Source organism: Methylocella sp. CPCC 101449, assembly GCF_031921685.1.
GTDB lineage: Bacteria > Pseudomonadota > Alphaproteobacteria > Rhizobiales > Beijerinckiaceae > Terripilifer.
Genome location: NZ_JAPDHU010000003.1, coordinates 535,770 through 557,797, shown reverse-complemented (window position 1 = coordinate 557,797; position 22,028 = coordinate 535,770). Strand labels below are relative to the sequence as shown.

At 62.1% G+C, this 22,028-nt stretch carries 21 protein-coding genes and 1 tRNA gene; 11 read left to right on the top strand and 11 right to left on the bottom strand.

Annotated elements, in window-relative coordinates; translation table 11 throughout:
• Nucleotides 1–27: 27 nt before the first annotated feature.
• On the bottom strand, nt 28–516 hold the full coding sequence (locus OIM99_RS22820) for an Hsp20 family protein (RefSeq protein WP_311852781.1): 489 nt from the start codon (nt 514–516) through the stop codon (nt 28–30).
• A 249-nt stretch (nt 517–765) separates the two neighbouring features.
• On the opposite strand from OIM99_RS22820, the gene OIM99_RS22815 reads away from it, so the two are divergent.
• From OIM99_RS22815 to OIM99_RS22805, 3 genes are all read left to right on the top strand, one after another.
• Nucleotides 766–1,245 (top strand): glutathione peroxidase, encoded by a 480-nt coding sequence (locus tag OIM99_RS22815; RefSeq protein ID WP_311852780.1) that lies wholly within the window; start codon nt 766–768, stop codon nt 1,243–1,245.
• A gap of 68 nt (nt 1,246–1,313) precedes the next feature.
• The gene (locus tag OIM99_RS22810) at nt 1,314–2,213 is read left to right on the top strand and encodes an alpha/beta hydrolase (RefSeq protein WP_311852779.1); all 900 of its coding nucleotides are present in this window, start codon (nt 1,314–1,316) and stop codon (nt 2,211–2,213) included.
• Nucleotides 2,214–2,327: 114 nt separating this feature from the next.
• Nucleotides 2,328–3,341, top strand: a complete 1,014-nt coding sequence (locus OIM99_RS22805) for an alpha/beta hydrolase (RefSeq protein ID WP_311852778.1) — start codon at nt 2,328–2,330, stop codon at nt 3,339–3,341.
• Here the strand turns inward: OIM99_RS22805 and hisN are convergent.
• The gene (hisN, locus tag OIM99_RS22800) at nt 3,338–4,135 is read right to left on the bottom strand and encodes a histidinol-phosphatase (RefSeq protein WP_311852777.1); all 798 of its coding nucleotides are present in this window, start codon (nt 4,133–4,135) and stop codon (nt 3,338–3,340) included. The genes OIM99_RS22805 and hisN overlap by 4 nt on opposite strands.
• A 115-nt stretch (nt 4,136–4,250) precedes the next feature.
• Here hisN and OIM99_RS22795 point away from each other — a divergent pair, with 115 nt between their 5' ends.
• Nucleotides 4,251–5,534: an MFS transporter gene (locus tag OIM99_RS22795; RefSeq protein WP_311852776.1), complete on the top strand. Its 1,284-nt coding sequence runs from the start codon at nt 4,251–4,253 to the stop codon at nt 5,532–5,534.
• A 451-nt stretch (nt 5,535–5,985) separates the two neighbouring features.
• On the opposite strand, the gene OIM99_RS22790 is transcribed toward OIM99_RS22795, so the two are convergent.
• Entirely contained in the window at nt 5,986–6,921 is a 936-nt protein-coding gene (locus OIM99_RS22790; protein WP_311852775.1) for an N-formylglutamate amidohydrolase, read from the bottom strand.
• 191 nt (nt 6,922–7,112) lie between these two features.
• On the opposite strand from OIM99_RS22790, the gene cpdR reads away from it, so the two are divergent.
• Both cpdR and OIM99_RS22780 read left to right on the top strand, forming a co-directional pair.
• The gene (gene cpdR, locus OIM99_RS22785; protein WP_090708044.1) at nt 7,113–7,493 is read left to right on the top strand and encodes a cell cycle two-component system response regulator CpdR; all 381 of its coding nucleotides are present in this window, start codon (nt 7,113–7,115) and stop codon (nt 7,491–7,493) included.
• Entirely contained in the window at nt 7,490–9,043 is a 1,554-nt protein-coding gene (locus OIM99_RS22780; RefSeq protein ID WP_311852774.1) for a gamma-glutamyltransferase, read from the top strand. The genes cpdR and OIM99_RS22780 overlap by 4 nt, the downstream gene beginning before the upstream one ends.
• Nucleotides 9,044–9,051: 8 nt before the next feature.
• Here OIM99_RS22780 and OIM99_RS22775 read toward each other — a convergent pair whose 3' ends face one another.
• Nucleotides 9,052–10,173, bottom strand: a complete 1,122-nt coding sequence (locus OIM99_RS22775) for a nickel/cobalt transporter (RefSeq protein WP_311852773.1) — start codon at nt 10,171–10,173, stop codon at nt 9,052–9,054.
• Nucleotides 10,174–10,182: 9 nt separating this feature from the next.
• Complete coding sequence (locus tag OIM99_RS22770; protein ID WP_311852772.1) at nt 10,183–10,815, bottom strand: DUF1007 family protein; 633 nt, start codon at nt 10,813–10,815, stop codon at nt 10,183–10,185.
• 259 nt (nt 10,816–11,074) lie between these two features.
• Between OIM99_RS22770 and OIM99_RS22765 the strand changes: the two genes are divergently transcribed.
• Both OIM99_RS22765 and corA read left to right on the top strand, forming a co-directional pair.
• Nucleotides 11,075–14,608 (top strand): indolepyruvate ferredoxin oxidoreductase family protein, encoded by a 3,534-nt coding sequence (locus OIM99_RS22765; protein WP_311852771.1) that lies wholly within the window; start codon nt 11,075–11,077, stop codon nt 14,606–14,608.
• A 241-nt stretch (nt 14,609–14,849) separates the two neighbouring features.
• Nucleotides 14,850–15,854 carry a magnesium/cobalt transporter CorA gene (gene corA / locus OIM99_RS22760; protein ID WP_311852770.1) on the top strand — a complete coding sequence of 335 codons (1,005 nt, stop codon included), beginning with the start codon at nt 14,850–14,852 and terminating at the stop codon, nt 15,852–15,854.
• Between the two features lies 1 nt (nt 15,855).
• On the opposite strand, the gene OIM99_RS22755 is transcribed toward corA, so the two are convergent.
• The 4 genes from OIM99_RS22755 to OIM99_RS22740 form a co-directional block, all read right to left on the bottom strand.
• Nucleotides 15,856–17,100, bottom strand: a complete 1,245-nt coding sequence (locus OIM99_RS22755) for a DUF6596 domain-containing protein (protein ID WP_311852769.1) — start codon at nt 17,098–17,100, stop codon at nt 15,856–15,858.
• Nucleotides 17,101–17,463 (bottom strand): YciI family protein, encoded by a 363-nt coding sequence (locus tag OIM99_RS22750; protein WP_311852768.1) that lies wholly within the window; start codon nt 17,461–17,463, stop codon nt 17,101–17,103.
• Nucleotides 17,464–17,576: 113 nt separating this feature from the next.
• Nucleotides 17,577–20,027: an acyltransferase family protein gene (locus OIM99_RS22745; RefSeq protein WP_311852767.1), complete on the bottom strand. Its 2,451-nt coding sequence runs from the start codon at nt 20,025–20,027 to the stop codon at nt 17,577–17,579.
• A 5-nt stretch (nt 20,028–20,032) separates the two neighbouring features.
• Nucleotides 20,033–20,194 carry a hypothetical protein gene (locus OIM99_RS22740; protein WP_311852766.1) on the bottom strand — a complete coding sequence of 54 codons (162 nt, stop codon included), beginning with the start codon at nt 20,192–20,194 and terminating at the stop codon, nt 20,033–20,035.
• A gap of 92 nt (nt 20,195–20,286) precedes the next feature.
• Here OIM99_RS22740 and OIM99_RS22735 point away from each other — a divergent pair, with 92 nt between their 5' ends.
• Entirely contained in the window at nt 20,287–20,904 is a 618-nt protein-coding gene (locus OIM99_RS22735) for a trimeric intracellular cation channel family protein (protein ID WP_311852765.1), read from the top strand.
• A gap of 100 nt (nt 20,905–21,004) precedes the next feature.
• A complete protein-coding gene (locus tag OIM99_RS22730) occupies nt 21,005–21,244 on the top strand; it encodes a DUF2188 domain-containing protein (protein ID WP_311852764.1) in 240 nt (79 codons plus the stop codon).
• Here OIM99_RS22730 and OIM99_RS22725 read toward each other — a convergent pair.
• Entirely contained in the window at nt 21,241–21,447 is a 207-nt protein-coding gene (locus OIM99_RS22725) for a hypothetical protein (protein WP_311852763.1), read from the bottom strand. The genes OIM99_RS22730 and OIM99_RS22725 overlap by 4 nt on opposite strands.
• Before the next feature lie 131 nt (nt 21,448–21,578).
• Nucleotides 21,579–21,653: transfer RNA gene (locus tag OIM99_RS22720), tRNA-Val, on the bottom strand.
• Between the two features lie 138 nt (nt 21,654–21,791).
• On the opposite strand from OIM99_RS22720, the gene OIM99_RS22715 reads away from it, so the two are divergent.
• A complete protein-coding gene (locus OIM99_RS22715; RefSeq protein ID WP_311852762.1) occupies nt 21,792–22,028 on the top strand; it encodes a hypothetical protein in 237 nt (78 codons plus the stop codon).

The window sequence follows — 22,028 nt, the reverse complement described above, 5'->3', positions numbered from 1 at the left end:
TTGGGCGCGGCCTTTCGCGTAAGAAGATTACGCGGCGAGCTTCGGCCCGCTCTTGTCTTCGACTTTCTGTTCGACCTGCGCAGCGCCGTCGGTGGTGATGGCAATGCGGCGGGGCTTGGCCGATTCAGGAATCTCGCGGACGAGATCAACGTGCAGCAGACCGTTCTGCAGGATTGCGCCCTGAACATGAACGTGGTCGGCAAGTTGGAAGCGACGCTCGAAGCTGCGAGCGGCAATGCCGCGATACAAGACTTCGTTGCGGGCTTCGTTTTCGTTGGATACTTCGCGGCCGCCACGGATCGTCAGCGCGTTTTCCTTGGTCTCGATCGACAGATCGGCTTCGCCGAAACCGGCGACGGCAACCGTGATCCGATAGGCGTTTTCGCCCGTCCGTTCGATATTATAGGGGGGGTAGGTCGCCACGTTCTCCGCGCCATTCACCTGATCCAGCAGGGAGAACAGACGGTCGAAACCGACGGTGGAGCGATAGAGCGGCGAAAAATCAAAGTGACGCATGTGCATATCCTCTCTTGAGCGACATGATTTGACTGATGACACTGCGACACAGCTTCCTTGGCCAACCATCGGTTGAACCTCTGGCAAAGCGGAGCACAGGGCCATTGTGCGTCCCGTATGGGCCCGCACAGAGAAAAGGTGGGGGCGGAACCTGGGCTTTGCAAGGCCGGAAAGCCGCAAAATCAGGCTTTGGCCGGAAGGGAGGCGGTATTACGATGCCGCGCCAATAGGATCACTGGTGGGAAGCTTATGAGCAATATCTACGATTTCTCCGCGCGCACATTGGCCGGGGAGGATGTGTCTCTCGCCGGTTATCGCGGCAAGGTTCTGCTGATCGTCAATACGGCGAGCCAATGCGGATTCACGCCGCAGTACGAAGGCTTGGAAGCGCTCTATCGCGATTTGCAGGGGCGCGGCCTGATCGTGCTCGGCTTTCCATGCAATCAGTTCGGCGCGCAGGAGCCGGGCGATGCGGCGGAGATCGCCAATTTCTGCAAGCTCACTTACGACGTCAGCTTTCCGATGTTCGCCAAGATCGATGTCAATGGTCCAGCCGCGAGCCCGCTTTACGAATGGCTGAAGAACGAGGCGCCGGGCGTGTTGGGCAGCAAGGCGATCAAATGGAATTTCACCAAGTTCCTGATCAATCGTGACGGTCAGGTCGTCGGCCGTTTCGCGCCCACCACCAAGCCAGAGGCGCTGCGCGCCGATATTGAAGCATTGCTCTAAACGTTGACGCGTTCTGCAAGGCGCGATAGCGGCGAAATGGGCGAGGATACGAACGAGGAGTTTCCGTCATGGCCGACGATACGGTGGGGCAGGCGAAAGGCCCGCTGGTCTGGCTCGACATGGACCAGAAGGCGCTCGATGACGCCTATGATCAGACGGTCTGGGCCTCGAACATGGGCCTGGTGCAGCGACGGCGCGAGGCAGCGGCCAGTGCCGCTTATGCCCGTTTGTCGCCCCGGCGCATGTCTTACGGACAGACGCAGATCGAAGGTTTCGACTTCTATTCCTGCGGCCGTCCGGATGCGCCGATCCTCTGCTTCATTCACGGCGGTGGCTGGCGCTCCGGCGCATCGCGAGACTTCGCCCATCTCGCCGAACCTTATCTCGACGCCGGCGCTCACGTCGCCATCCTCGATTTCATCAGTATCGATGCGGTCCATGGCGAACTGCCTGATGTGGTCGATCAGGTGCGCCGCGCCGTCGCCCATATCCATCGCCACGCGGCGGATTTCGGCGGCGATCCGGCGAAGATTTTCATCGCCGGGCATTCGTCCGGCGGTCATCTGTCGGGCTGTGTCGTCACCACCGATTGGACGCGCTACGGTCTGCCGCCCCGGATCCTGGCGGGTGCCGTGCTGATGTCGGGCATGTACGATCTGGAGCCGGTGCGCCGCTCCAAGCGCTCGCTCTATGTACGCTTTACCGACGAAAATGTGCGGGCGTTGAGCGCCATCCACCATCTGGAGAGACTGCACTGTCCGCTGATCCTGACTTATGGCAGCGAGGAATCGCCGGAATTTCAGCGTCAGGCCTGCGCCTTCTACGAGGCCGTGCAGGCCGCCGGCAAGCCGGTCGAGCTCGTGGTACTCGACGGCGCCAACCATTTCGAAATGCTTGAATCCCTGGCCAATCCCTATGGCTTCGTGGGCCGGGCGGCGTTGGCCCAAGTGCGCCAAACCGGACGTTGACGAAACTTTCGCGGAATCGTCACACATTGTGTATGACTAGGCCGGATGTGACTTGATTGTGAACGATTTTACTGCGCACGGCTTAGGGATGGTTTCGCGCCGATTGGTTCACTGATGGAATTTATTCAGACGTCCGATAATCCTTGCCCTCCCGGGGGCGTGGTCGCCGCCGTGCGGGCGGTCGACGGCAAGGTTTTGCGCGTGGCGCGCTGGCATCCCGCTGGCAGGCCCGTCGGTACCGTGTTGATCTGCACCGGTCGGGCGGAATTCATCGAGAAATATTTCGAGGTCGTCGGCGAACTGCTGCAGCGCCAGCTCGTGGTCGTGGTCTTTGATTGGCGCGGGCAGGGGCTGTCAGGCCGCGATCTCGACAATTCGCGCAAGGGACATATCGACGATTTCTCGCTCTATGGGCGTGATCTGGATGCGCTGCACGAACAGGTGTTGGCGCCGTTCTGTCCCGAGCCCTGGTTCGCGCTCGGCCACTCCATGGGCGGCGCCATTCTCATCGAACAGGCGCGGGCCGGGCGCTCGCCATTCGAGCGCATCGTCGTGACGGCGCCGATGCTCGATCTGCATGGCCTGCGCATGCCGCGCTTCACGCGTGCGCTGGCGAGCGTGCTCGACTTCGCGGGTTTCGGTGGTTCGTTCATTCCAGGTGGCGGCAGCACCACCATTTTGACGCGGCCGTTCGAAGACAATGCTTTGACCTCCGATCCCAAACGCTATGCGCGCAGCGCCAACATCGTTGCCGCTGTCGGTCAGGTCGCCATCGGCGATCCGACGATCGGCTGGGTCGATGCGGCCTTCGAGATGATGCAGCGCTTCGCTGATCCGGAATATCCGCGTCGCACGCTCACCCCCATTCTAGTGGTCTGCGCGGGATCGGATCGGGTGGTGTCGGTCTCGGCCGTCGAGCGTTTCGGCAATCGGTTGAAGGCCGGGCATGTGGTCACCATTCCCCATTCACGGCATGAAATCCTGATGGAGACCGATGCGATCCGGCAGCAGTTCTGGGCTGCCTTCGATGCGTTCATTCCCGGCACGCGCGACGAATTGAGCGCTCTTGTTACGGCGCAGACTGCGATCGAAGACGTGCGCGGCCCCGTCGCGGCAGCTCAATATTAGGGGTTCAATCGCTTCAACGCTTCCGCATGCACGCGCTTGTCGCCGGCGGCGACGATAGCGCCGCCCTTGGTGGCCGGGCTGCCGTCCCATGTGGTGACGATACCGCCGGCGCCTTCGATGATCGGAATCAGCGCAACGATGTCATAGGGCTTGAGGCCGCTCTCGATGATGAGATCAACCTGGCCTGACGCCAGCATGCAGTAGGAATAGCAATCGCCGCCGTAGCGCGACAGGCGCACGTCCTTTTCGACGCGGCGGAACGGTTCTTCCGTGCCCGGCGCGAGCAGGGCGGGATGGGTGGTCATCAACGTGGCCGTAGCGAGGCTTTCGCAGACGCGGGTGCGCAGCTTGCGTTCCGTCGCCTGGCCATTGGCGCCAAGGCCGCGCCACAGCGCGCTCGAACCATCGCCCGAGAAGCGTTCGCGGGTGAAGGGCTGATGCATCAGTCCGTAGCAGGCATGGCCCTTGACCGTGAGGCCGATCAGCGTGCCCCACACGGGCATGCCGGAAATGAAACTCTTGGTGCCGTCGATGGGATCGAGCACCCAGCAATATTCGGCATCGGCACCTTGGCTGCCGAATTCCTCGCCGATGATGCCGTGGCCCGGAAAGTTCTGCGTGATCATGCGCCGCATGACCGCTTCGGCCGCCCGGTCGGCCTCCGTCACAGGATCGAAGACGCCGCCGCCCGACTTGTCGGTGGCATGAATGGCGGTGCGGAAGAAGGGCAGGATGGCCTCGCCGGACAGACGCGCGAGTTCATCGACGAATGCCGCCAGATCGACGGGTTTCATGCCTTCTCCATGGTGCGGCGCTTCAGAAGGGTGGGTTTTACACGGTGTTTGCCGGAAGGAAATACCCCTTTGGCCGATGAATCGATATGGTGAGCGTGAGGTGGGTGCAAATCAAATGACGCAGTCGACATCGGGGGAAACAGACGGATCAGGCGAGGTCCGTTCGGGCGCCATTCTGTTGGTTTGTGTCCTGATCGGCGGCTACGTCATCAGCCAGTTTTTCCGCAATTCGATCACGGTGATCGCACCTGATCTGGCGCGCGAACTGGCGCTGGAAGCCACGACGCTGAGCCTGCTGGCGTCGGTCTATTATCTGTCCTTCGCTCTGGTGCAGATCCCGCTCGGCATGGCGATCGATCGCTATGGCGCGCGCATCGCGATGATCGTCACCTTGCTGGTGCTTATTGTCGGCACGTTCTGGTTCGTCTTCGCGCGTGGCTATGGCGATCTGGTCGCGGCGCGGCTCGTCATCGGGATCGGCTGTTCCAGCCTGCTAATGGCGCCGCTGGCGATCTATGCGCAGCGTTTCGCGCCCCGAAAGTTCGCCACCATGGCCGGCATTCACATCGGCGCCGGCAATATCGGTACGCTGATGGCCACCGCACCGCTGGCGCATGGCGCGGCGACCATCGGCTGGCGCGGCTCTTTCTTTATCGCCGGCCTGTTCGCCTGTCTGATGACCGTGCTGGTCTATTGTTTCGTCACGGAAAATGCCGCCGCGCGGCAGGAGCGGCGCGCCCGCTCCGAATCCCTGTCGCAGCTTCTGGCTGGCATCGGCGCCGTGATGCGCATCCCGCATTTCTGGGCGATCTTGTGCGTGTCGGCGATGACCTATCCGTCCTTCGCCGCCATTCTGGCGCTCTGGGCGGGGCCATGGATGGCGCATGTCTATGATATGCCGCTGGAGACGCGCGGCGGCTATCTCCTGGCGATGGTGGCGGCGCAGATCGTCGGCCTGTTCGCCTGGGGCGGCACGGATCGGCTGTTCCGCAGCTATTCCATTCCAGTGGGGCTCGGCCTGGCGTTGGGCGCCACCGCGCTTGCCGTGCCGGCGCTGATTGCCCTGCCGCGGAGCTGGCTGCTGGCCTATCTGATCCTGTGCGGGCTGGCCTTCGGCTTCTCGCCGGTGCTGACCGCCCATGGCCGGTCGCTTTTTCCACAGGCGCTGATCGGTCGGGGTTTGGCGCTCATCAACATCGGATCGATCGGCGGCGTTTTCGTCCAGCAGATGCTGACCGGGCTGGTCATGGCGCAGTTCGAGACCCAGTTGATCGACGGCGCCCAGGTCTATCCGGAGGCGGCTTACCGCACTGCATTCGGTGTTCTGGCGGCCGAAGTTGGGGTGGCGTTTGTGCTCTATTGGCGGGTCAAGGACACCCATCCTGATAGAACTCATTGATATTTTTATATTCAGGGTCACTGATGCGGCGGGATGTCGCAGGCATGTTAAACCGTGCGTTTACACTTGCTATCCCGCACTGCACAAGGCATATTATTGCAGTGCGGCAACGATGTTGTCGCCTTGCCCTCCTTGGGCGTTTCCTCCCTAGACTTGGGGCCGCCGTGGCGACACAGCGGCCTCCTTTCTTTTTGGGCTGCCGCCGGCTCCCGTCCGCCCGAATATCGCGAGATGAAATATGTTGCATAAAGAGCACATGGCCCGCCTTGTTTAGGCTATGGCGAAGCAGGCTCTTGCTTTTTTGCTGAGAAAGTCCATATGTGAACGTGCAGCGCTTGTCGCTGCAATGCCCTCCTTGGGCGTTTCCTCCCTAGACTTGGGGCCGCCGTGGCGACACAGCGGCCTCCTTTCTTTTTGGGGCGGTCGTTTCTTTTTCGCCGAGGTTCGCCGATTATTCGGCGGCAGCCGCGCCGCTCGAACCGGCGGCCAGGAAAGCGGCAAAGCGTTCCATCACTTTGGCGATGTCGCGTGACAAAGCGTCGAAATTGTCGCTGCGCGCGAGCCGCGCCTCGTCCATGTAAAGCCCGCGGTTGAATTCGATCTGCAGGGCATGCCGGGCCATGGACGGCTCACCATAATATTCGGTGATATAGCCGCCGGCATAGGGCTTGTTGCGCAGCACCCGATAGCCGAGCAGCCGCAATTCGTAATCGATGCAATCGACGAAGCCGGGATCGCAGCTCGTACCGTAACGGTCGCCAAGCACGACATCGGCCTTGCCGCCGTTTTCCGTCGGCAGATTGGTCGAGGGCATGGAATGGCAATCGACCAGCACGGCCATGCCGAAGCGCTTGCGGGTGCGTTCCACCAGGGTTTTAAGAGCTGCGTGATAGGGGCGGTGCAAGGCTTCGATCCGGAGCATGGCTTCCGCGACCGGCAGGCGGCCCCAATAGATTTCCTGCGCTTCACCGACGATGCGGGCGATCGTGCCGAGGCCGCCGGCAACGCGGATCGAGCGCGTATTGGCATGGGAAGGCAGGCGGCCGTCGAACATGCGCGGATCGAGCTCGAAGGGCTCGCGATTGACGTCGAGATAGGCACGCGGAAATCGTGCCCGCAACATGGGCGCGCCAATGCTCAAGGCTGGGATGAACAATTCGTCGACGAAGGCGTCTTCGGAGCGGCGCAGGGTCAGCGGATCGAGCCGGGCCGTCTTGAGGAAGGCCGAGGGATAGATGCTGCCGGAATGGGGGGAGGAGAAAACCACTGGACAGGCTTCGACCTCAGGCTCGATGATATCGAACGGCGGATCCAGCTCCGGCAGGCGCGGGACAGCGCTGCCCAGGCCGGCTCCGTCCAATCCATAACCGTTGTTCCGATCGCTCATCGTCCGTTCAACTGTCCCGGCCGTCAGAGGCTGTCACATATCCCCAATGTGCCAAGGCACAAAAGCCATGTCTATCGGTACGTGTGGATTTAATGCTGATAAGTTCCGTAAATTCGCCACGTTTTAAGGTGTGTTCACTGGCAATTAACCGAACCTGCCTCTTATGGAAGCGGGTTCCTGACGAGGCTGTGATGAACGAGATTCCTGCTGCCGCCACCCGGATTCTTCTGGCGGAAGACGATAACGACATGCGCCGTTTTCTGGTGAAAGCGCTCCAGAATGCCGGTTTCAACGTGTCCTCCTACGACAATGGGCTGTCCGCCTATAACCGGCTGCGCGAGGAGCCGTTTGAACTGCTGTTGACCGATATCGTCATGCCGGAAATGGACGGCATCGAACTGGCCCGCCGGGCGACCGAACTCGACCCGGACATCAAGGTGATGTTCATCACCGGCTTTGCCGCAGTGGCGCTCAACCCGGACAATAATGCCCCCAAGGACGCCAAGGTCCTGTCCAAGCCGTTCCACCTCAAGGATCTCGTCAACGAGGTACAGCGCCTGCTGGCGGCGTGACAATATCGGAATTCGCGCTGGCTGCGGTCGTCGCTCCTGACGACCTTGCCGCCCGCGCCGGACAAGCAATTCTGATCGAAGGCGGCAATGCGTTGGAAGCGGCGGTGGCGACCGCTGCGGTCGCGGCCGTCACCTCTCCCCATCTCAATGCTTTGGGTGGCGATGGCCTCTGGCTGGTGCGACCGCCGAGCGGTCGCGTGCGGGCCATCGAGGCGGTGGGGCCGACGGGCGCCAAGGCGTCGATCCGCGCCTATCGCGATCAAGGACAGGATACGATCCCGCGTCTTGGACCTTTGGCGGCCGCCACCGTGCCGGGGCTGGTCGGTGGCTTGATACAGGCGCTTGATGTCGCGCGGGCGCTCGGCGGCAAGCTGCCCCTCGATCTCTTGCTGTCGGCCGCCATCGCTGCGGCGCGCACCGGCGCGCCGGTCGGCGTCGGCGAAGCGCAAGCGCCGCGGGATGCGCTGCTGGTTGAGCAGCCTGGATTTGCTGCTGCCTTTATGCGCGATGGTAAGCCTTTAGCCACCGGCACGATGCGCACGGCGGAAGCGCTGGCCGCGACATTGGAACAATTGGCTCATGCCGGGCTGAACGACTTCTATCGCGGTGACGTGGCGCGCGAACTGGCGGCCGACATGGAACGGCTTGGCGTGCCGGTGATGCGCGAGGATCTGCGGTCCTTCCAGCCGCGTTGGCGCGAGCCGTTGCAGGTGGCGACGCGGGCCGGCACGCTGTTCGCTCCACCGCCGCCCTCGCAGGGCATGGCAGCTCTGGTGGGCTTCGGTATTGCCGAGCGGCTGAGCATCGATCGTCTCGACAGTTTTGCTTTCTTTCATGGCCTGATCGAAAGCGCCAAACGCGGCATCATCGCGCGCGACAGAGCTTTCGCGGATTTCGACGGTATCGATGTCGATCATGATGAGTTTCTGACGCCGGATGTGCTGCGGGCACAGGCGGAAGCCTTGTCCATGGAGCGCGCCGCGGATATGCCTTTCGAAGTGTCATGGCCCGAACGCGCAGCGACGATTGCCGTCACCGATATGACGGGTCTGACGGTGGTCGTGGCGCAATCCTGCGGTACGGCATTCGGATCGGGCTGCGTCTTGCCGCGCACCGGCGTGTTGCTGGCCAATGGCGCCACGGCTTTCTCCATGGAAGAGCGTTCGCCGTTCGCGCTGGCGCCGGGTCTACGCCCCCGCACGGCCCTAGCGCCGGTGATCGCCATGTTGAAAGGCGGCCGTGTCGTCTCTCTCGGCGCATCTGGCCGTGAAGCCGAGCCGCAGGCAATCGTGCAAATCCTGGCGCGTTTGGCTGCGGGCGCCACAGTGGAAGATGCCTGCAACGCATCGCTTTGTACACTGTTCCGCAGAAGCAAGGACGAGCCCGCTTTCGTTCATATCGATGAGCGTTTCGATGGCGCGATCGCGCGGCGCTTGCGTAGCGCTGGTCATGAGGTGATGGAAACATCCGAGATCGGCGTTACCGATATCGCCGCGCTGGTACGAACAGGCAATCGGATCGAGACCGTGGGCGCCAGCGCCGGGATTTAGATTCGGCTTTAACCCTGGCCGAGGGCGCCGCCAAAGAATAGCGTGATGCCGATTAATAGAACGAGACAGGCGGCGCCGAATTCGAACAGGCGGGCCAGGACGATTGCGCGCGATGATTCCGGATTGGCGAAGCGCATGGCCAGATTCTTGGCGAGCACGGCGACGGCGGCCAGCGCGCCTGTCGTGAGCGCGGTGCCAAGCGACATGGCGAAAGCCGCGGCTATGCCGGCAGTGAAAATGCCCTGTGCTAGAGCGAAAACCAGAACCAGGATCGCGCCGGAGCAGGGCCGCGATCCAGCGGCGAGTACGGTCAGCAATGCGCCGCCCCAGGAGAAATTGTCGCCCAGGGTTTTGGGATCGGGCGCGTGGAAATGGCCACAGTGCTCGTCATGCACATGGTCTGGATGACCATGGGGCGCATGGCCGTGTGCATGCTCATGCGCCGCGTGATCGTGGTGATGATGGGCATGGTCATGATGGTGATGATCATGCATATGCGCCACGGCTGAAGGCTCGCTCGGTTTCGCTTTCGCGCCGAGAACCGAGAAGAGAGCCGAACCCTTTCGCCAGACCAGCCACAGGCCGAGCACGGCAATGCCGGCATAGCTCGCCAGTTCGACGAAATTCGCCGTCTGTCGCATTTGTTGCGAGGTGGCATTGAGGATGAGCGCCAGGATGCCGACGATGGCGATGGCGACAAGGCCTTGCAACACCGCGGCGAAGAAGGAAATGGCGATGCCGCGCCGCAGCGCCCGTTCATTGGCCAGCATGTAGGAGGCGACGACAGCCTTGCCATGGCCTGGGCCGGCCGCATGGAAGACACCGTAGGTGAAACTGATGCCAAGCAGGGTCCAGAGCGCCGAGGTATCGGTCTTGATCGCGCGCACGCTGCCCGAGAGCAGGCGCTCGAACGCCACCTGCTGCGCCATGATCCACCCCATGATGCCGGTGGCGCGGCCGCCGCCTTCGGAAATGCCGACGTTAAAGGGATTGCGTGCCGGCGTTTGGGCAAAGAGATCATGCGCGCTGGCGATCGAGATCAAACCGACGGCGGCGACGAGCGCGCCGGCAAACAGCAGGAGATGACGCAAGCTGACTGTGGAGGAACGACGCAAGAGCGGATCTTTCACGGGCGCATGTTACGGGCAGGCCACGATGGCGCGGCTTGCCAGTTTGAAGCCGAAATCTTGGCCCGGAGAATCATTGGTGCCGGCAACTTCCTCGAGCCGCTTCTGATCGGCGGCGGACAAGCCTTGTGGTTGGTTGATGCTCAGCGAACAGCCGGCCGGCGCGTTTTCCATGGTCACGGCGCGGTCCTTGTCGAAATCGAAGGCGACGAAATAAGTCGGGTCGGTGACCTGCAAAATCAGCGCGCGGCCGGTGGTCGTCGGGTTTTTCAGCGGCACGGTGAAACTCAAGGTGACAATCTTGTCCTTGTCGAGGGAGATGGAATAGTCGGTGGCGGGCGAGAAGTCGGACTGCTTTCTGCCGCCGACGCGCAGGAAGGTGAAGAACGAGGCTTCCTCGAGCTGCTCGACATTCACCTTCGCCAGTTGCTGCAAATCGCTGGCGAGTTTTGCCGGATCGGGGCCCAGCCCCTGGGTGGCGAAGGCCGAATACATGTCGTCGAAGGTCCAGCTATGCCGGATCGCGGCGATTTTGCCGTCCTGGCCGAAAACGACGACGCTTTTGACGACAACGAAAACATGCGGATGGGCGCTGGCGCTGCCGGCCAGGCCGAAAAGCGTTCCAGCGGCAAGAAAACCTGTCATCCAAAGGCGGCACAGGAGGGAGCTGAGGCGCACGCGCATTCCTTTTGGCTTGATGCGGCCGGCTATATTACCTGTTCGACCAAAGGCTTGGTCAAACTTCGGTGATCTACCCTGGCGAATCGCATCATATTGTGGCGACTTCGGGATCGGATCATACCGCCCGTGGGTTGAAAATGCGTGGTATGCGTACCTAGATTCATGGGGTGTCCGACAGCGAAAGCCGCTGTTGGGGCACGGATATCGGCGTAGGGAGAGGTCGATGTCGGGAGCCAAGACGGTTCTTGAACAGGGGCCGGCCAAGCTGGACCAAATCAGCGACACTGCTTCGGGCAGGGTTTCGCTCGACGACAAGTACGACCTCAACCAGAAGCAGATTTTCGTTTCCGGCACGCAGGCCATCGTGCGGCTTTTGCTGCTGCAAAAGCAGCGCGATCTGGCCGCTGGCCTCAACACCGCAGGTTTCGTCACCGGCTATCGCGGCTCGCCGCTGGGCGGCATCGATCAGCAGATGCACCGTGCCGCCAAAGTGCTGAAGCCGCAAAACATCGTTTTCCAGCCGGGCCTCAACGAGGATCTGGCGGCGACCGCCGTCTGGGGTTCCCAGCAGGCGGAAATGCGCGGCGAAGGCAAATATGATGGCGTCTTCGCCATGTGGTACGCTAAGGGGCCGGGAGTCGATCGCTCCGGCGATGTCTTCCGCCACGCCAATCTCGCCGGCACGTCGAAATTCGGCGGCGTTATCGCGCTCATGGGCGACGATCACACGGCGGAATCTTCCACCACCGCGCATCAGTCGGAGTTCCATTTCCTCGACGTGATGATGCCGGTGCTCAATCCCGCCGGCGTGCAGGAGATTCTCGATTACGGCCTCTATGGCTGGGCGCTCAGCCGCTATGCCGGCGTGTGGGTCGGCCTCAAATGCGTCAAGGATACGATTGAATCGACCGCGTCGATCGATGCATCGGCGGAGCGGGTGAAACCGGTCATTCCGACCGATTATCAATTGCCGGAGGGCGGCCTCAACATTCGCCCGCGCGATCCGGTACTGACGCAGGAAGCGCGGCTGCAAGATCACAAGCGTGATGCGATCGTCGCGTGGCTGCGTGCCAACAAGCTCAATAAGATCATCACCAGCGGCGGCCCCAACGCCAAGATCGGCGTCGTCACCACCGGCAAATCCTATCTCGATGTGCGCCAGGCGATGGACGATCTCGGCATCGACGAAACGCGCGCCAATGATCTCGGCCTGCGGCTCTACAAGATTGCCTGTCCCTGGCCGATCGAGCCGGAAGGGCTGAAGGATTTTGCCCGTGGGCTCGATCTCATCATCGTCGTCGAGGAAAAGCGTTCGCTGATCGAAGTGCAGGTGCGCGAGGAGCTTTATGGCTCGGCGAACCAGCCGGTCTGTATCGGCAAACGCGACGAGACCGGCGCCTGGCTCTTCCCGGTGAAGGGCGCGCTCGATCCCAACGATGTCGCCATCACCATCGGCGATCGCCTGCTTAAATATGGCAACGATGCCGATCTTTCTAAACGCGTTGCCGATCTCAAGGCCGCGCAGCGCATGATGGCCGAGACGCCCGATGCGGCGCAGCGCATTCCCTATTTCTGCTCGGGCTGTCCGCATAATTCATCGACTGTCGTGCCCGACGGCATGCGCGCTTATGCCGGTATCGGCTGTCACTACATGGTGCAGTGGATGGATCGCGGCACCGAGGGCTTTACGCAGATGGGCGGCGAGGGCGCCAACTGGATCGGTGAAGCACCGTTCTCGACGCGCAATCACGTGTTCCAGAATTTAGGCGACGGCACCTACAACCATTCCGGCGTCATGGCGCTGCGTTGGGCGGTCGATACCGGCACCAACATCACCTATAAAATCCTGTTCAACGATGCGGTGGCGATGACCGGTGGTCAGGCGCACGAGGGCAATCTTTCTGTGCCGATGATCGCGCGTCAGGTGGCGGCGGAAGGCGTCAAACGCATCGCCATCGTCACCGACGAGCCGGACAAATATCCGCCGGGCGAAGCTTGGCCGGCGGGCACGACGATCCACAACCGGCTCGATCTCGAAACCGTGCAGCGGGAAATGGCGGAAGAGCTGGGCTGCACCGTTTTGATCTTCGATCAGACCTGCGCGGCGGAAAAGCGCCGGCGGCGCAAGCGCGGCACATTCCCCGATCCTGACAAGCGGGTGATGATCAATACGCTGGTCTGCGAAGGCTGCGGCGATTGCGGCGTCAAATCCAATTGCGTGTCGGTGCAGCCGCTCGACACGGAATTCGGTCGCAAGCGCACCATCGATCAGTCCTCGTGCAACAAGGACTTTTCCTGCGTCAACGGCTTCTGCCCGTCTTTCGTAACGGTGCATGGCGCGCGCATGAAGAAGCTGGTGTCGTCGACAGCGCCGCTGCGCCAAGTCGATCCGACCGGTGCGCTGCCTGAACCGCAGTTGCCTGAACTCGGCAAAATTCCCTATGGCATTCTGATCACCGGTGTCGGCGGCACGGGCGTCGTCACCATCGGTGCCATTCTCGGCATGGCGGCGCATATCGAGGGCAAGGGCTGCGGCCTGATCGATATGGCAGGCCTCGCCCAGAAGGGCGGTGCCGTCTACAGCCATGTGAAACTGGCCGCCCATCCCGACGATATCCACGCCATTCGCGTGGCCGCCGGCCATGCCGATCTGGTTTTAGGCTGCGATCTGGTCGTCTCGGGCACCAAGAAGGTGCTGGCCGCCGTGCGCCCGGGCAAGACCGGCGTCGTGGTCAATACGGCCGAAGTCTATCCGGGCGACTTCACCCGCAATGCCGATTATCATCTGCCGACCGAGCGCATCAAACGCGCCATCCGCGATCACGGTGGCGCCGATCTGTCGTTCGTCGATGCGTCGAGCATCGCCACGCGCCTGCTCGGCAATTCCATCGCCGCCAATATGTTCATGCTGGGCTTCGCTTATCAGAAAGGCTTCGTGCCCTTGGCCGCCGCCTCGATCGAACAGGCGATCCGGCTGAACGGCGAGGCGGTCGACATGAACCTCGCGGCCTTCGCGCTTGGCCGCGATTACGCCCATGCGCCGCGCGCCATTGATGCTCTGCTGCCGGCCAAGGCGGATGTACCGGTCGAAGCGGAAACGCTCGACAGCCTGGTCGCGCGTCGCGTCACCTTCCTGAGCGCCTATCAGAACGCCGCCTATGCACGCCGCTATGAGACGGCCGTGCGCACGATCGAAAAGCTCGAGAAAACCAAGACGCCTGGCATGAGCGGGCTTGCCGAGGCCGTGGCCCGCTATCTGTTCAAACTGATGGCGGTGAAGGACGAATATGAAGTGGCGCGGCTCTATACGGACGGCTCGTTCCAGAAGCAGCTCGCGGCGACTTTCGAGGGCAAACTGAGCCTCGAATTCCACCTCGCACCGCCAATCCTTGGGCGTAAGGATGCGGCGGGTCACCCCCGTAAAACCACGTTTGGTCCGTGGATGATGACGGGCTTCCGCTTGCTGGCGGCGCTCAAGGGACTGCGTGGCACGATGTTCGATATTTTCGGCTACAGCGCCGAACGGCGGATGGAGCAGCAGCTCATTACCGATTACGTCGCGCTGCTCGATGAATTTGGTCGTGGCCTGACCCCGGCTAATCATGCCACGGCCTTGGCCCTGGCCAGTTTGCCCGAGAAAATCCGCGGTTTTGGCCACGTGAAGGACCGTCACGTTCTTGTCGCAAAACGTGAACAAGAAGGCCTGTTGCAGCGGTTTCGCGATCCGCAGAAACCGCAGGCGCTGGCCGCCGAATAAACCGCGATTTCAGCCCTCAACCGAAACCGCGTCTGTAACAGACCGATAGATTTTTCTATCGGGTCATTTGTCGTTTGGCGGTTGACGGGTGCGCAATATGCTGGCACGGAGGCGCTGGATTTCGCTCCGTCCGCCTGTGCATCGCGCTCCATCGGGAGATGGCAGATAGAGGGTGTCCTCGCCATAACCTGATACGTAAACCACGGCTCGCTCCGCGCCTGCCGAGAATGGGAAGAGCGGCATGCTGCGTGTCTATACCCGCGACAGCGATCACCTCGTTGCCCACTCCATCAATGTGAATGCCACTGAGCAGCAGCCTTTTCCGGAAGGGACTGTGCCCTGGCTCGATCTCCTCAATCCGACACCGGAAGAGGATCGCTATGTCGAGGCGGCCGTGGGCGTGTCGATCCCGACCCGCGAGGAAATGCAGGAGATCGAGGTCTCCTCCCGTCTCTATAACGAGAACGGCGCGGAATTCATGACGATGACCGCGGTGACGCGGATCGATACCGACGAACCGCAATTGACGCCGATCACCTTCGTCCTCAAGGGCTCGACCCTGGTGACCGTGCGCTATGCGGAACCTCGGCCGTTCATGATGTTCGCCTTGCGCGTCCAGCGCGCCAATGCGGTCTCGTGCGGGACCGGCGAACAGGTGATGTTGAGCCTGATGGAAGCGCTGATCGACCGCATCGCCGATGCCTTGGAAAAGGTCGGTGCCAAGATCGATGCGATCTCGCGGGAAGTATTCAAACACGAGGATCCGCGCAAGAAATCCTCGAAAACAGCGGACTTTCAGAAAATCATCGTCGATATCGGCCGCGAGGGCGATCTTGTCTCGATGGCGCGTGAAAGCCTTTTGTCGATGAACCGGGTGCTCACCTATCACACTGCCGTTGCCGACGACAGCAAGCGGGCGCTGAAGGAAATCCGTTCCCGTGTGCGCAGCTTGCAGCGCGACGTCACGTCGTTGACCGACCATTCGACGTATCTTTCGACGAAGATCAATTTCCTGCTCGACGCGACGCTCGGCCTGATCAATCTCGAGCAGAACCAGATCATCAAAATCTTCTCGATTGCGGCCGTGGCGCTGATGCCGCCGACGCTGATCGCCTCGATCTACGGCATGAACTTCAAGGCCATGCCGGAACTGGCGTTCGAGTACGGCTATCCGATGGCCATCGGGCTGATGATCATCACCGCCATCCTGCCCTTCGTCTTCTTCCGACGGCGCGGCTGGCTGTAGATCAACTCACCGCGAGTTTGGCCAGCCGATCCTGCAGGAAACGGCGCACGGCGGGATCATGTTCCAGGCCGATGGCGCGGCCATAGGCATCGCGCGCCGCCGCCTGATCGCCGACCCGCTGGCACAGGTCGGCGCGGCCGGCCCAATAGGGCTGGTAGGTCGCCAGGCGGCTATCCGTGGCCAGGGCATCGAGTTCCACCAGAGCGACGGCCGGCCCCGACGTTTCGGCCCGTGCCATGGCCCGGTTGATGGCGACGACGGGTGAGCCTGTCATGGCCCACAGCACATCGTAGAGGGCAGCGATGGCCTGCCAGTCGGTTTTTCCGGTGAGACGCCGTGCGGCATGGGCCGATTGAATGGCGGCCTCGGTTTGATAGCGACCGGGGCGGGTCATTTTGGCGGCGCGATACAGCAGGGCCTCGGCCTCATCGATGAGCGCCTGGTCCCAGAGCGCCGTGTCCTGCGCCGACAGCGCGATATAAGCGCCATCGGCGCTACGCCGCGCACCGCGCCGCGCTTCCAGATGCAGCATCAGGGCGAGGAGGCCGAGTGCTTCCGGCTCGCCGGGCATGAGATGGGCAATGAGCCGGCCGAGCCAGACGCCTTCCGCCGCCAGTTCGCTGATGCGCGCATGGGCGCCGGCAGGGTCGCTCCAGCCGCGCGCGAAGGCGGAATAGACCGCTTCCAGCACCGCATCGAGCCGTTCGGGCAAGTCCTCCTTCGGGGGCAGTTCGAATGGAATGCCGGCTTGGGCGATCTTCTGTTTAGCGCGCACCAGCCGCTGCCCCATGGTCGCCGGCTGCACCAGAAAGACCGAGCCGATGGCGACCGCATCGAAACCAAGCAGGGTTTGCAGGATGAGGGCCGAGCGAATGCTTGGATCGAGTGCCGGATGGGCGCAGGCGAACATCAGCCAGAGGCGGCGGTCGGGAATGTCGGCCTCTTGATCGTCGCCGGCTTCCTGCATGAGCAGCACCAGATGATCGCTCGCCTCGTCGCGGGTCTTGCGGCGCCGCGCCCCGTCGATGAGGCGCCGGCGGGCGACGGCCAGCAGCCAGGCTTCCGGATTGTCCGGCACGCCTGACTTTGGCCAGTCGCCGAGCGCCGCGGCGAAGGCTTCGGCCAAAGCATCCTCGGCGGCGGCGATGTCACGGCCGCGGGCCGCCAGAAGGGCGACCAGCTTGCCGTAGCTGCGGCGGGCGGCGGCTTCCGCCGCGCGCCGGGGATCTGCGAGCGCGGCGGTCACTTACATGTTCATCAGCGGGTTCGCCCAGATCGGACGCACTTCCATCGTGCCGCCGCTGGCCGCCGGGCAGCGCGCGGCCCATTCGATGGCTTTGTCGAGATTGTCCACCTCGATCACGTAGTAGCCGGCCAATTGTTCCTTGGTTTCGACATAGGGACCGTCGAGCACGACCGTCTTGCCGTCCTTGACGCGCACGGTGCTGGAGGTGGCGATCGGTTGCAGGCGTTCGCCGCCACGGATGACGCCGGCCGATTTCAGCGCTTCGGTATAGGCGACATAGGCGCTGTGGGAGCGTTCCAGCTCGGCCTTCGGCGCCGTCTTGTAGAAATTCTCGTCGTTATAGATCATCAGCAGGTATTGCATGTTCATCTCCTTGTTTCGGCCGCTGTTCCGGCGGTGTTGACATGGACATGGCGCACCAAGCGTCGACATTTCGACAGGGCGCCCAAAAAAAAAGCGCCAAGAAATTTTCTGGCCTATTTCGCGTCTTCGCGCGGTTTGCAGCCGGGGCCGTTTTCGAGCTGCGGCAGGATGCCCTTGAACATCCGCTGCGCCAGCACGTTCGAGCCCTTTTGGGTGAAGTGAACCGTATCGTAAAAATAATCGCTGTCCCACTGGCCGGCGAGGCCAGGCGTGGTGTCGACGAAGGGGGCGCCCGTGTCCTTGGCCACGTGCTGGACGATGCGGTTGTGCTCGGCCACCGCCGGGATGATCCGGGAAATCGGCATGAAAACTCGGCCGTAGAAATCGATCACGTCACGCGGCGACTGATCGGTGATGACCATGCTGAGATTGGCGAGGACCGGAATGAAATCGGCGCTCTGCCCCAGTTCGACGAAGGCGCGGTAGAGCTTGTCATATTGGTCGGAATAGTGCGCCTGGCTCGCGACATTGAAGGCTTCGACGCGCTTGACGTACCGCAGCGTGTTGAAGCGGAACAGCACTTCGCCGATGAGCGGCGACGCCCGCAATTGCCAGTGTGGCGGTTGCGGCAGTCGGGCGAGCAAGGGATCGATCAAGGCGAGATTGTTGAAGCCGTGATAGCTGATGACCATGTCGGGCTTCAGCGGCACGATGAAGCGGCGCGTGCGCTCCAGGCTTGAGGGAAAGCTATAGCCGACGACGCCGGCATTGATCACCTGCACGGGCCGCTGGCAGACGAGCCGTTCGTCGATCAGGTTCTGTAGCACTTCCGGCCAGGCCTTCTGGCCGTTGGCGGGCAAAGTGCCGAAGGTCGGCGATTCCCCGATGGCGAAGATCCGCCAGTTATTGCCTTTATCGGCGGGGAAATCGGCGCCGCGAAAGCCGAGATTGTTGATGCGAATGTCGCCGTCGAAGAATTTGCTGCGCGCGCCGGGGCGCGGAATGAACGGCAGGGTACCTTCAGGATCGGGCTGCTCGATATCGGCCTTGGCGCCGCGATTGAACTCGTCGGTGAAGCGCGACCACCAGGCTTGGAAGGCGGCGGGATCCGCCTGTGCCTGACGGAAGGAATAGGCGTCGATGGTCGGGCGCGTGATGCCGGTCTGCAAGGTACGCGCATAGATCAAATCAACCAGCGGCAAAGTGAGCGCGAAGAGCGCCATGCCGATGTGCAAGGTGCGGACGACACCATTGCGGCAGAAACGCAAATTATGGGTGGCGACGATCAGCGCGAAGGCGGTGAGGAGGAGCGCGGCATAGAAGACGAGCGTGCGGCCGCTGTGGAAGGACCAATTGCACGCCCAGCCGCCGAGGCCCGCGAGCACGAAAGCGATGAGCCGGGCCGGCAAGGTGCGCAGGGGTTCGAGCGTCGCGCTGACCCAAGCGGGCAAAGCGAGTTGTGGCAGGGGCGCGCGGGCACGCGCCACGTGATCGGGATATTGCGGCCGTGCTGCCAGGATGATGCGTTCGAAGCCGAAGAAGAAGAACGTGCAGAAGACGAACAGAGCGATCAGGTAGAGCGCCATCTGGATTGTCAGATCGAGATGCGTCACATGCGGGCGCAACAGCAGGATCACGATCAGATGGAACAGATAGATCGTGTAGGAAACCTTGCCGAGATAATAGCAGGTGGGCGCGAAAGCCGACCCTTGAAAGGCCTTGCGATGGAAGGTGAGCGCGAAAATCAGCGCGCAGCCGAAGAGAGCGGCGGTGAAGGGATAGAAATGGCGTGCCGGGGTTGAAGTATCGACGCTGGCGAGCCAGCCGATCCAGAAGGCCAGCGCCGCCGTCGCCGCAACGACCAGTGTCGACAGAAGCGCATTGGCGAAACGGCCATACCAGCGCTCAAGCGCATCGAGAACGACATACAGCAGGAAGCCATAAGCAATGGCATCGAGACGGAAGACGGTGACGCGGCGAATGGCGGCGTCCCAATCCTGAATATGACCGGCGAGCGTGCGGGCGACGATGAAGGCTACGGCCAGCACGACGACGGCGACGATAAAGCCGCGTTCGCGGAAGCCGATCAGACGGGCCGCGATCACCAGGACGGCGAAGACCACATAAAACCATTCCTCGACCGACAGGCTCCAGGCAACGGCGAAATAATCGCGTGCTTCGGGCAGGGAGGAGAAGAAATTCTGGACGTAGAAAACGTAGCGAACGAAGGCGTCGTTGAAAATATTGCCGGAGATGACCGTAATCGCGACTAGCGCCACCAGATAAGGCGGGATGGTGCGCATCCAGCGCCGCGCCAGAAAGATGCCGATGTCGGATGAGCGCAGCGCCATCACGCAGGCGAGGATTTGTGGCGCCAGCACGAAACCGCTGAGCACGAAGAACACTTCGACGGCGAGGATCGAAACCACTTGCATGGTTGGCCAATCCTGCGAGCCGAGCATGACATAATGCGGGATGGCGACGGCGAGTGCTGCGACGCCACGCAGGAGATCGAGGGAGGCCAGCCGTCCGACGAGGGCCGAGCTTTGCGATGCTTTTGCCATCCGCCTCAGCCCTGCGGACCGCGATAAAGGAAGGGCACGTCGATCTGGCCGGTGGCAAAGGCGAAGGCGACGATATGAATGACGACGACGAGAACGAGTGCGGGAAGCCAGCGCGACCGCAGGGCGAGGAGAGTTGAGATCAGTTGGCCTTGCAGATGATCGGGCATCAGACGTTCTTGTGGAAACTCAGGACCACCCAGAGGGTTCGGCGTGGGCCTGTCTATATACCGGCCCCCGTCCTCAGGCTACGTTGGCGATCATGTTTCAAACCGTCACTACCGCACTGGATTGGCTGGGCATTGTCGTCTTCGCGGTGACGGGCGCCTTGATGGCCTCGCGCAAGCAGATGGATATCGTCGGTTTCGTCCTGTTGGGGACGGTGACAGGTATCGGCGGCGGTACGTTCCGCGACGTGGTCCTGGGCACATTGCCGGTGTTCTGGGTCAAGGATCCGACCTATCTGCTGGCCTGCGTCATCGTGTCCTGTATGGTGTTCTTCACCGCCCATATTCCGCAGTCGCGCCACCGTTTTCTGTTGTGGATCGATGCGGTGGGCCTGGCGCTGTTTGCCGTCACCGGGGCGGAAAAAGCCCTGGAGGCTCAATCCGGCCCGATCGTTGCCGTGGCCATGGGGGTGGTGACAGCAACCTTCGGTGGCGTCATCCGCGACATTCTCGGCAATGAATCGCCAGTCATCCTGAGCCGTGAAATCTATGTTTCGGCGGCGCTGGCCGGTGCCCTGGTCTTTGTCGGTCTGATCGGCTTGGGCGCGCCGCGCGAGGCGGCTCTGATTGCCGGATTCGCCGTGGCTTTTGGTATTCGCGCCTTGGCCCTCGTCAACGGCTGGTCGCTGCCACGCTATCGACCGCGGGGCTAGGCTCGGACCGCAGTCGGTGGTTAGCTGTCGATCATCCAAAGGCGCCAATCCGGATGGCAATCTGGGTGGATTACGGTGCAGTCGCGAATGGAGGCCGACAATGACCAAAGTTGTCTATGAGGTGGTCGAACACGACGGAGGCTGGGCCTATAAGGTCGGCGATGTCCTGTCGGAGACCTATCCGACCCATAAAATGGCCCATGAAGCGGCTGCTGCGGCCGCCCAGCGGCAACAGGTCGCCGGCAAGACCGATGGCATCGAATATGAGGATTCTCGGGGCAAATGGCACCAGGAGCTGGCGCCGGGAAACGATCGCCCGGAAACCGAGCTGGAGGATTAAAGGCGCGCGAGGGGTTTGCGATCCTCGACCACCAAATAGGCTGTGATCAGCGCGGCGGCAGTGGCCGGGCCGATGAACAGGACGAAAAAGAAGTAGAACGCGAAGTCCGCGACGGAAAAGGGCACGGCGCCGTTCTCCCGAAAGGTTAATTTCGGGGGTGGTGATCGGACAATGGCGGCCTTGGAGAAAGTGCCAAAGGTCATGTGCCCACCGGGGAAGGCGGGGGATCATCGGATTCGTCGACTTGGCGCAGACTTTGGCGTGGCCATAATCAAACTTCGCTCTGCCGCTCGGCGGAGGGAAGTTGAGAATTCCAAATAAATCAAAGTGTTCGTGGTGGGCGATACAGGGATCGAACCTGTGACCCCTTCCATGTCAAGGAAGTGCTCTCCCGCTGAGCTAATCGCCCGTTTCCACGGTTTGGCCGGCGAACCGGCGCGGAATGGCAGGGGTATAGGGGGTTGCCGCGGCGCGCGCAAGGGAGTGATTGCTCCCTTGGATCGCTTCCTGTAGAAAAACGCCCGTTCAGATCTTTGGAGATGCAGCTTTGGCGGACCGGAAGCCGATTAACTGGCAGAACACACTGACCGTGGTTAGCGTTGCGATTCTCGTCGGCACCGAATTGGTCGGGATCACCTGGGCGGCCGGCTGGGCGCTGGGCGGCATGTTCGGCCTGCCGCAGACGCTCCGCTACGGCATCGAGATTGTCGGCGGCCTCATCGGCTTCGTCGGTCTGTATTACTTCATCCGCGCCGCGCTCAAGGTCGAGCCGATCCGCGGCTGA

Coding starts and splice junctions, on each gene's coding strand:
- OIM99_RS22820 (WP_311852781.1), bottom strand. CDS start 516: ATGCGTCACTTTGATTTTTCGCCGCTCTATCGCTCCACCGTCGGTTTC.
- OIM99_RS22815 (WP_311852780.1), top strand. CDS start 766: ATGAGCAATATCTACGATTTCTCCGCGCGCACATTGGCCGGGGAGGAT.
- OIM99_RS22810 (WP_311852779.1), top strand. CDS start 1,314: ATGGCCGACGATACGGTGGGGCAGGCGAAAGGCCCGCTGGTCTGGCTC.
- OIM99_RS22805 (WP_311852778.1), top strand. CDS start 2,328: ATGGAATTTATTCAGACGTCCGATAATCCTTGCCCTCCCGGGGGCGTG.
- hisN (WP_311852777.1), bottom strand. CDS start 4,135: ATGAAACCCGTCGATCTGGCGGCATTCGTCGATGAACTCGCGCGTCTG.
- OIM99_RS22795 (WP_311852776.1), top strand. CDS start 4,251: ATGACGCAGTCGACATCGGGGGAAACAGACGGATCAGGCGAGGTCCGT.
- OIM99_RS22790 (WP_311852775.1), bottom strand. CDS start 6,921: ATGAGCGATCGGAACAACGGTTATGGATTGGACGGAGCCGGCCTGGGC.
- cpdR (WP_090708044.1), top strand. CDS start 7,113: ATGAACGAGATTCCTGCTGCCGCCACCCGGATTCTTCTGGCGGAAGAC.
- OIM99_RS22770 (WP_311852772.1), bottom strand. CDS start 10,815: ATGACAGGTTTTCTTGCCGCTGGAACGCTTTTCGGCCTGGCCGGCAGC.
- OIM99_RS22765 (WP_311852771.1), top strand. CDS start 11,075: ATGTCGGGAGCCAAGACGGTTCTTGAACAGGGGCCGGCCAAGCTGGAC.
- corA (WP_311852770.1), top strand. CDS start 14,850: ATGCTGCGTGTCTATACCCGCGACAGCGATCACCTCGTTGCCCACTCC.
- OIM99_RS22750 (WP_311852768.1), bottom strand. CDS start 17,463: ATGCAATACCTGCTGATGATCTATAACGACGAGAATTTCTACAAGACG.
- OIM99_RS22745 (WP_311852767.1), bottom strand. CDS start 20,027: ATGGCAAAAGCATCGCAAAGCTCGGCCCTCGTCGGACGGCTGGCCTCC.
- OIM99_RS22740 (WP_311852766.1), bottom strand. CDS start 20,194: ATGCCCGATCATCTGCAAGGCCAACTGATCTCAACTCTCCTCGCCCTG.
- OIM99_RS22735 (WP_311852765.1), top strand. CDS start 20,287: ATGTTTCAAACCGTCACTACCGCACTGGATTGGCTGGGCATTGTCGTC.
- OIM99_RS22730 (WP_311852764.1), top strand. CDS start 21,005: ATGACCAAAGTTGTCTATGAGGTGGTCGAACACGACGGAGGCTGGGCC.
- OIM99_RS22725 (WP_311852763.1), bottom strand. CDS start 21,447: ATGACCTTTGGCACTTTCTCCAAGGCCGCCATTGTCCGATCACCACCC.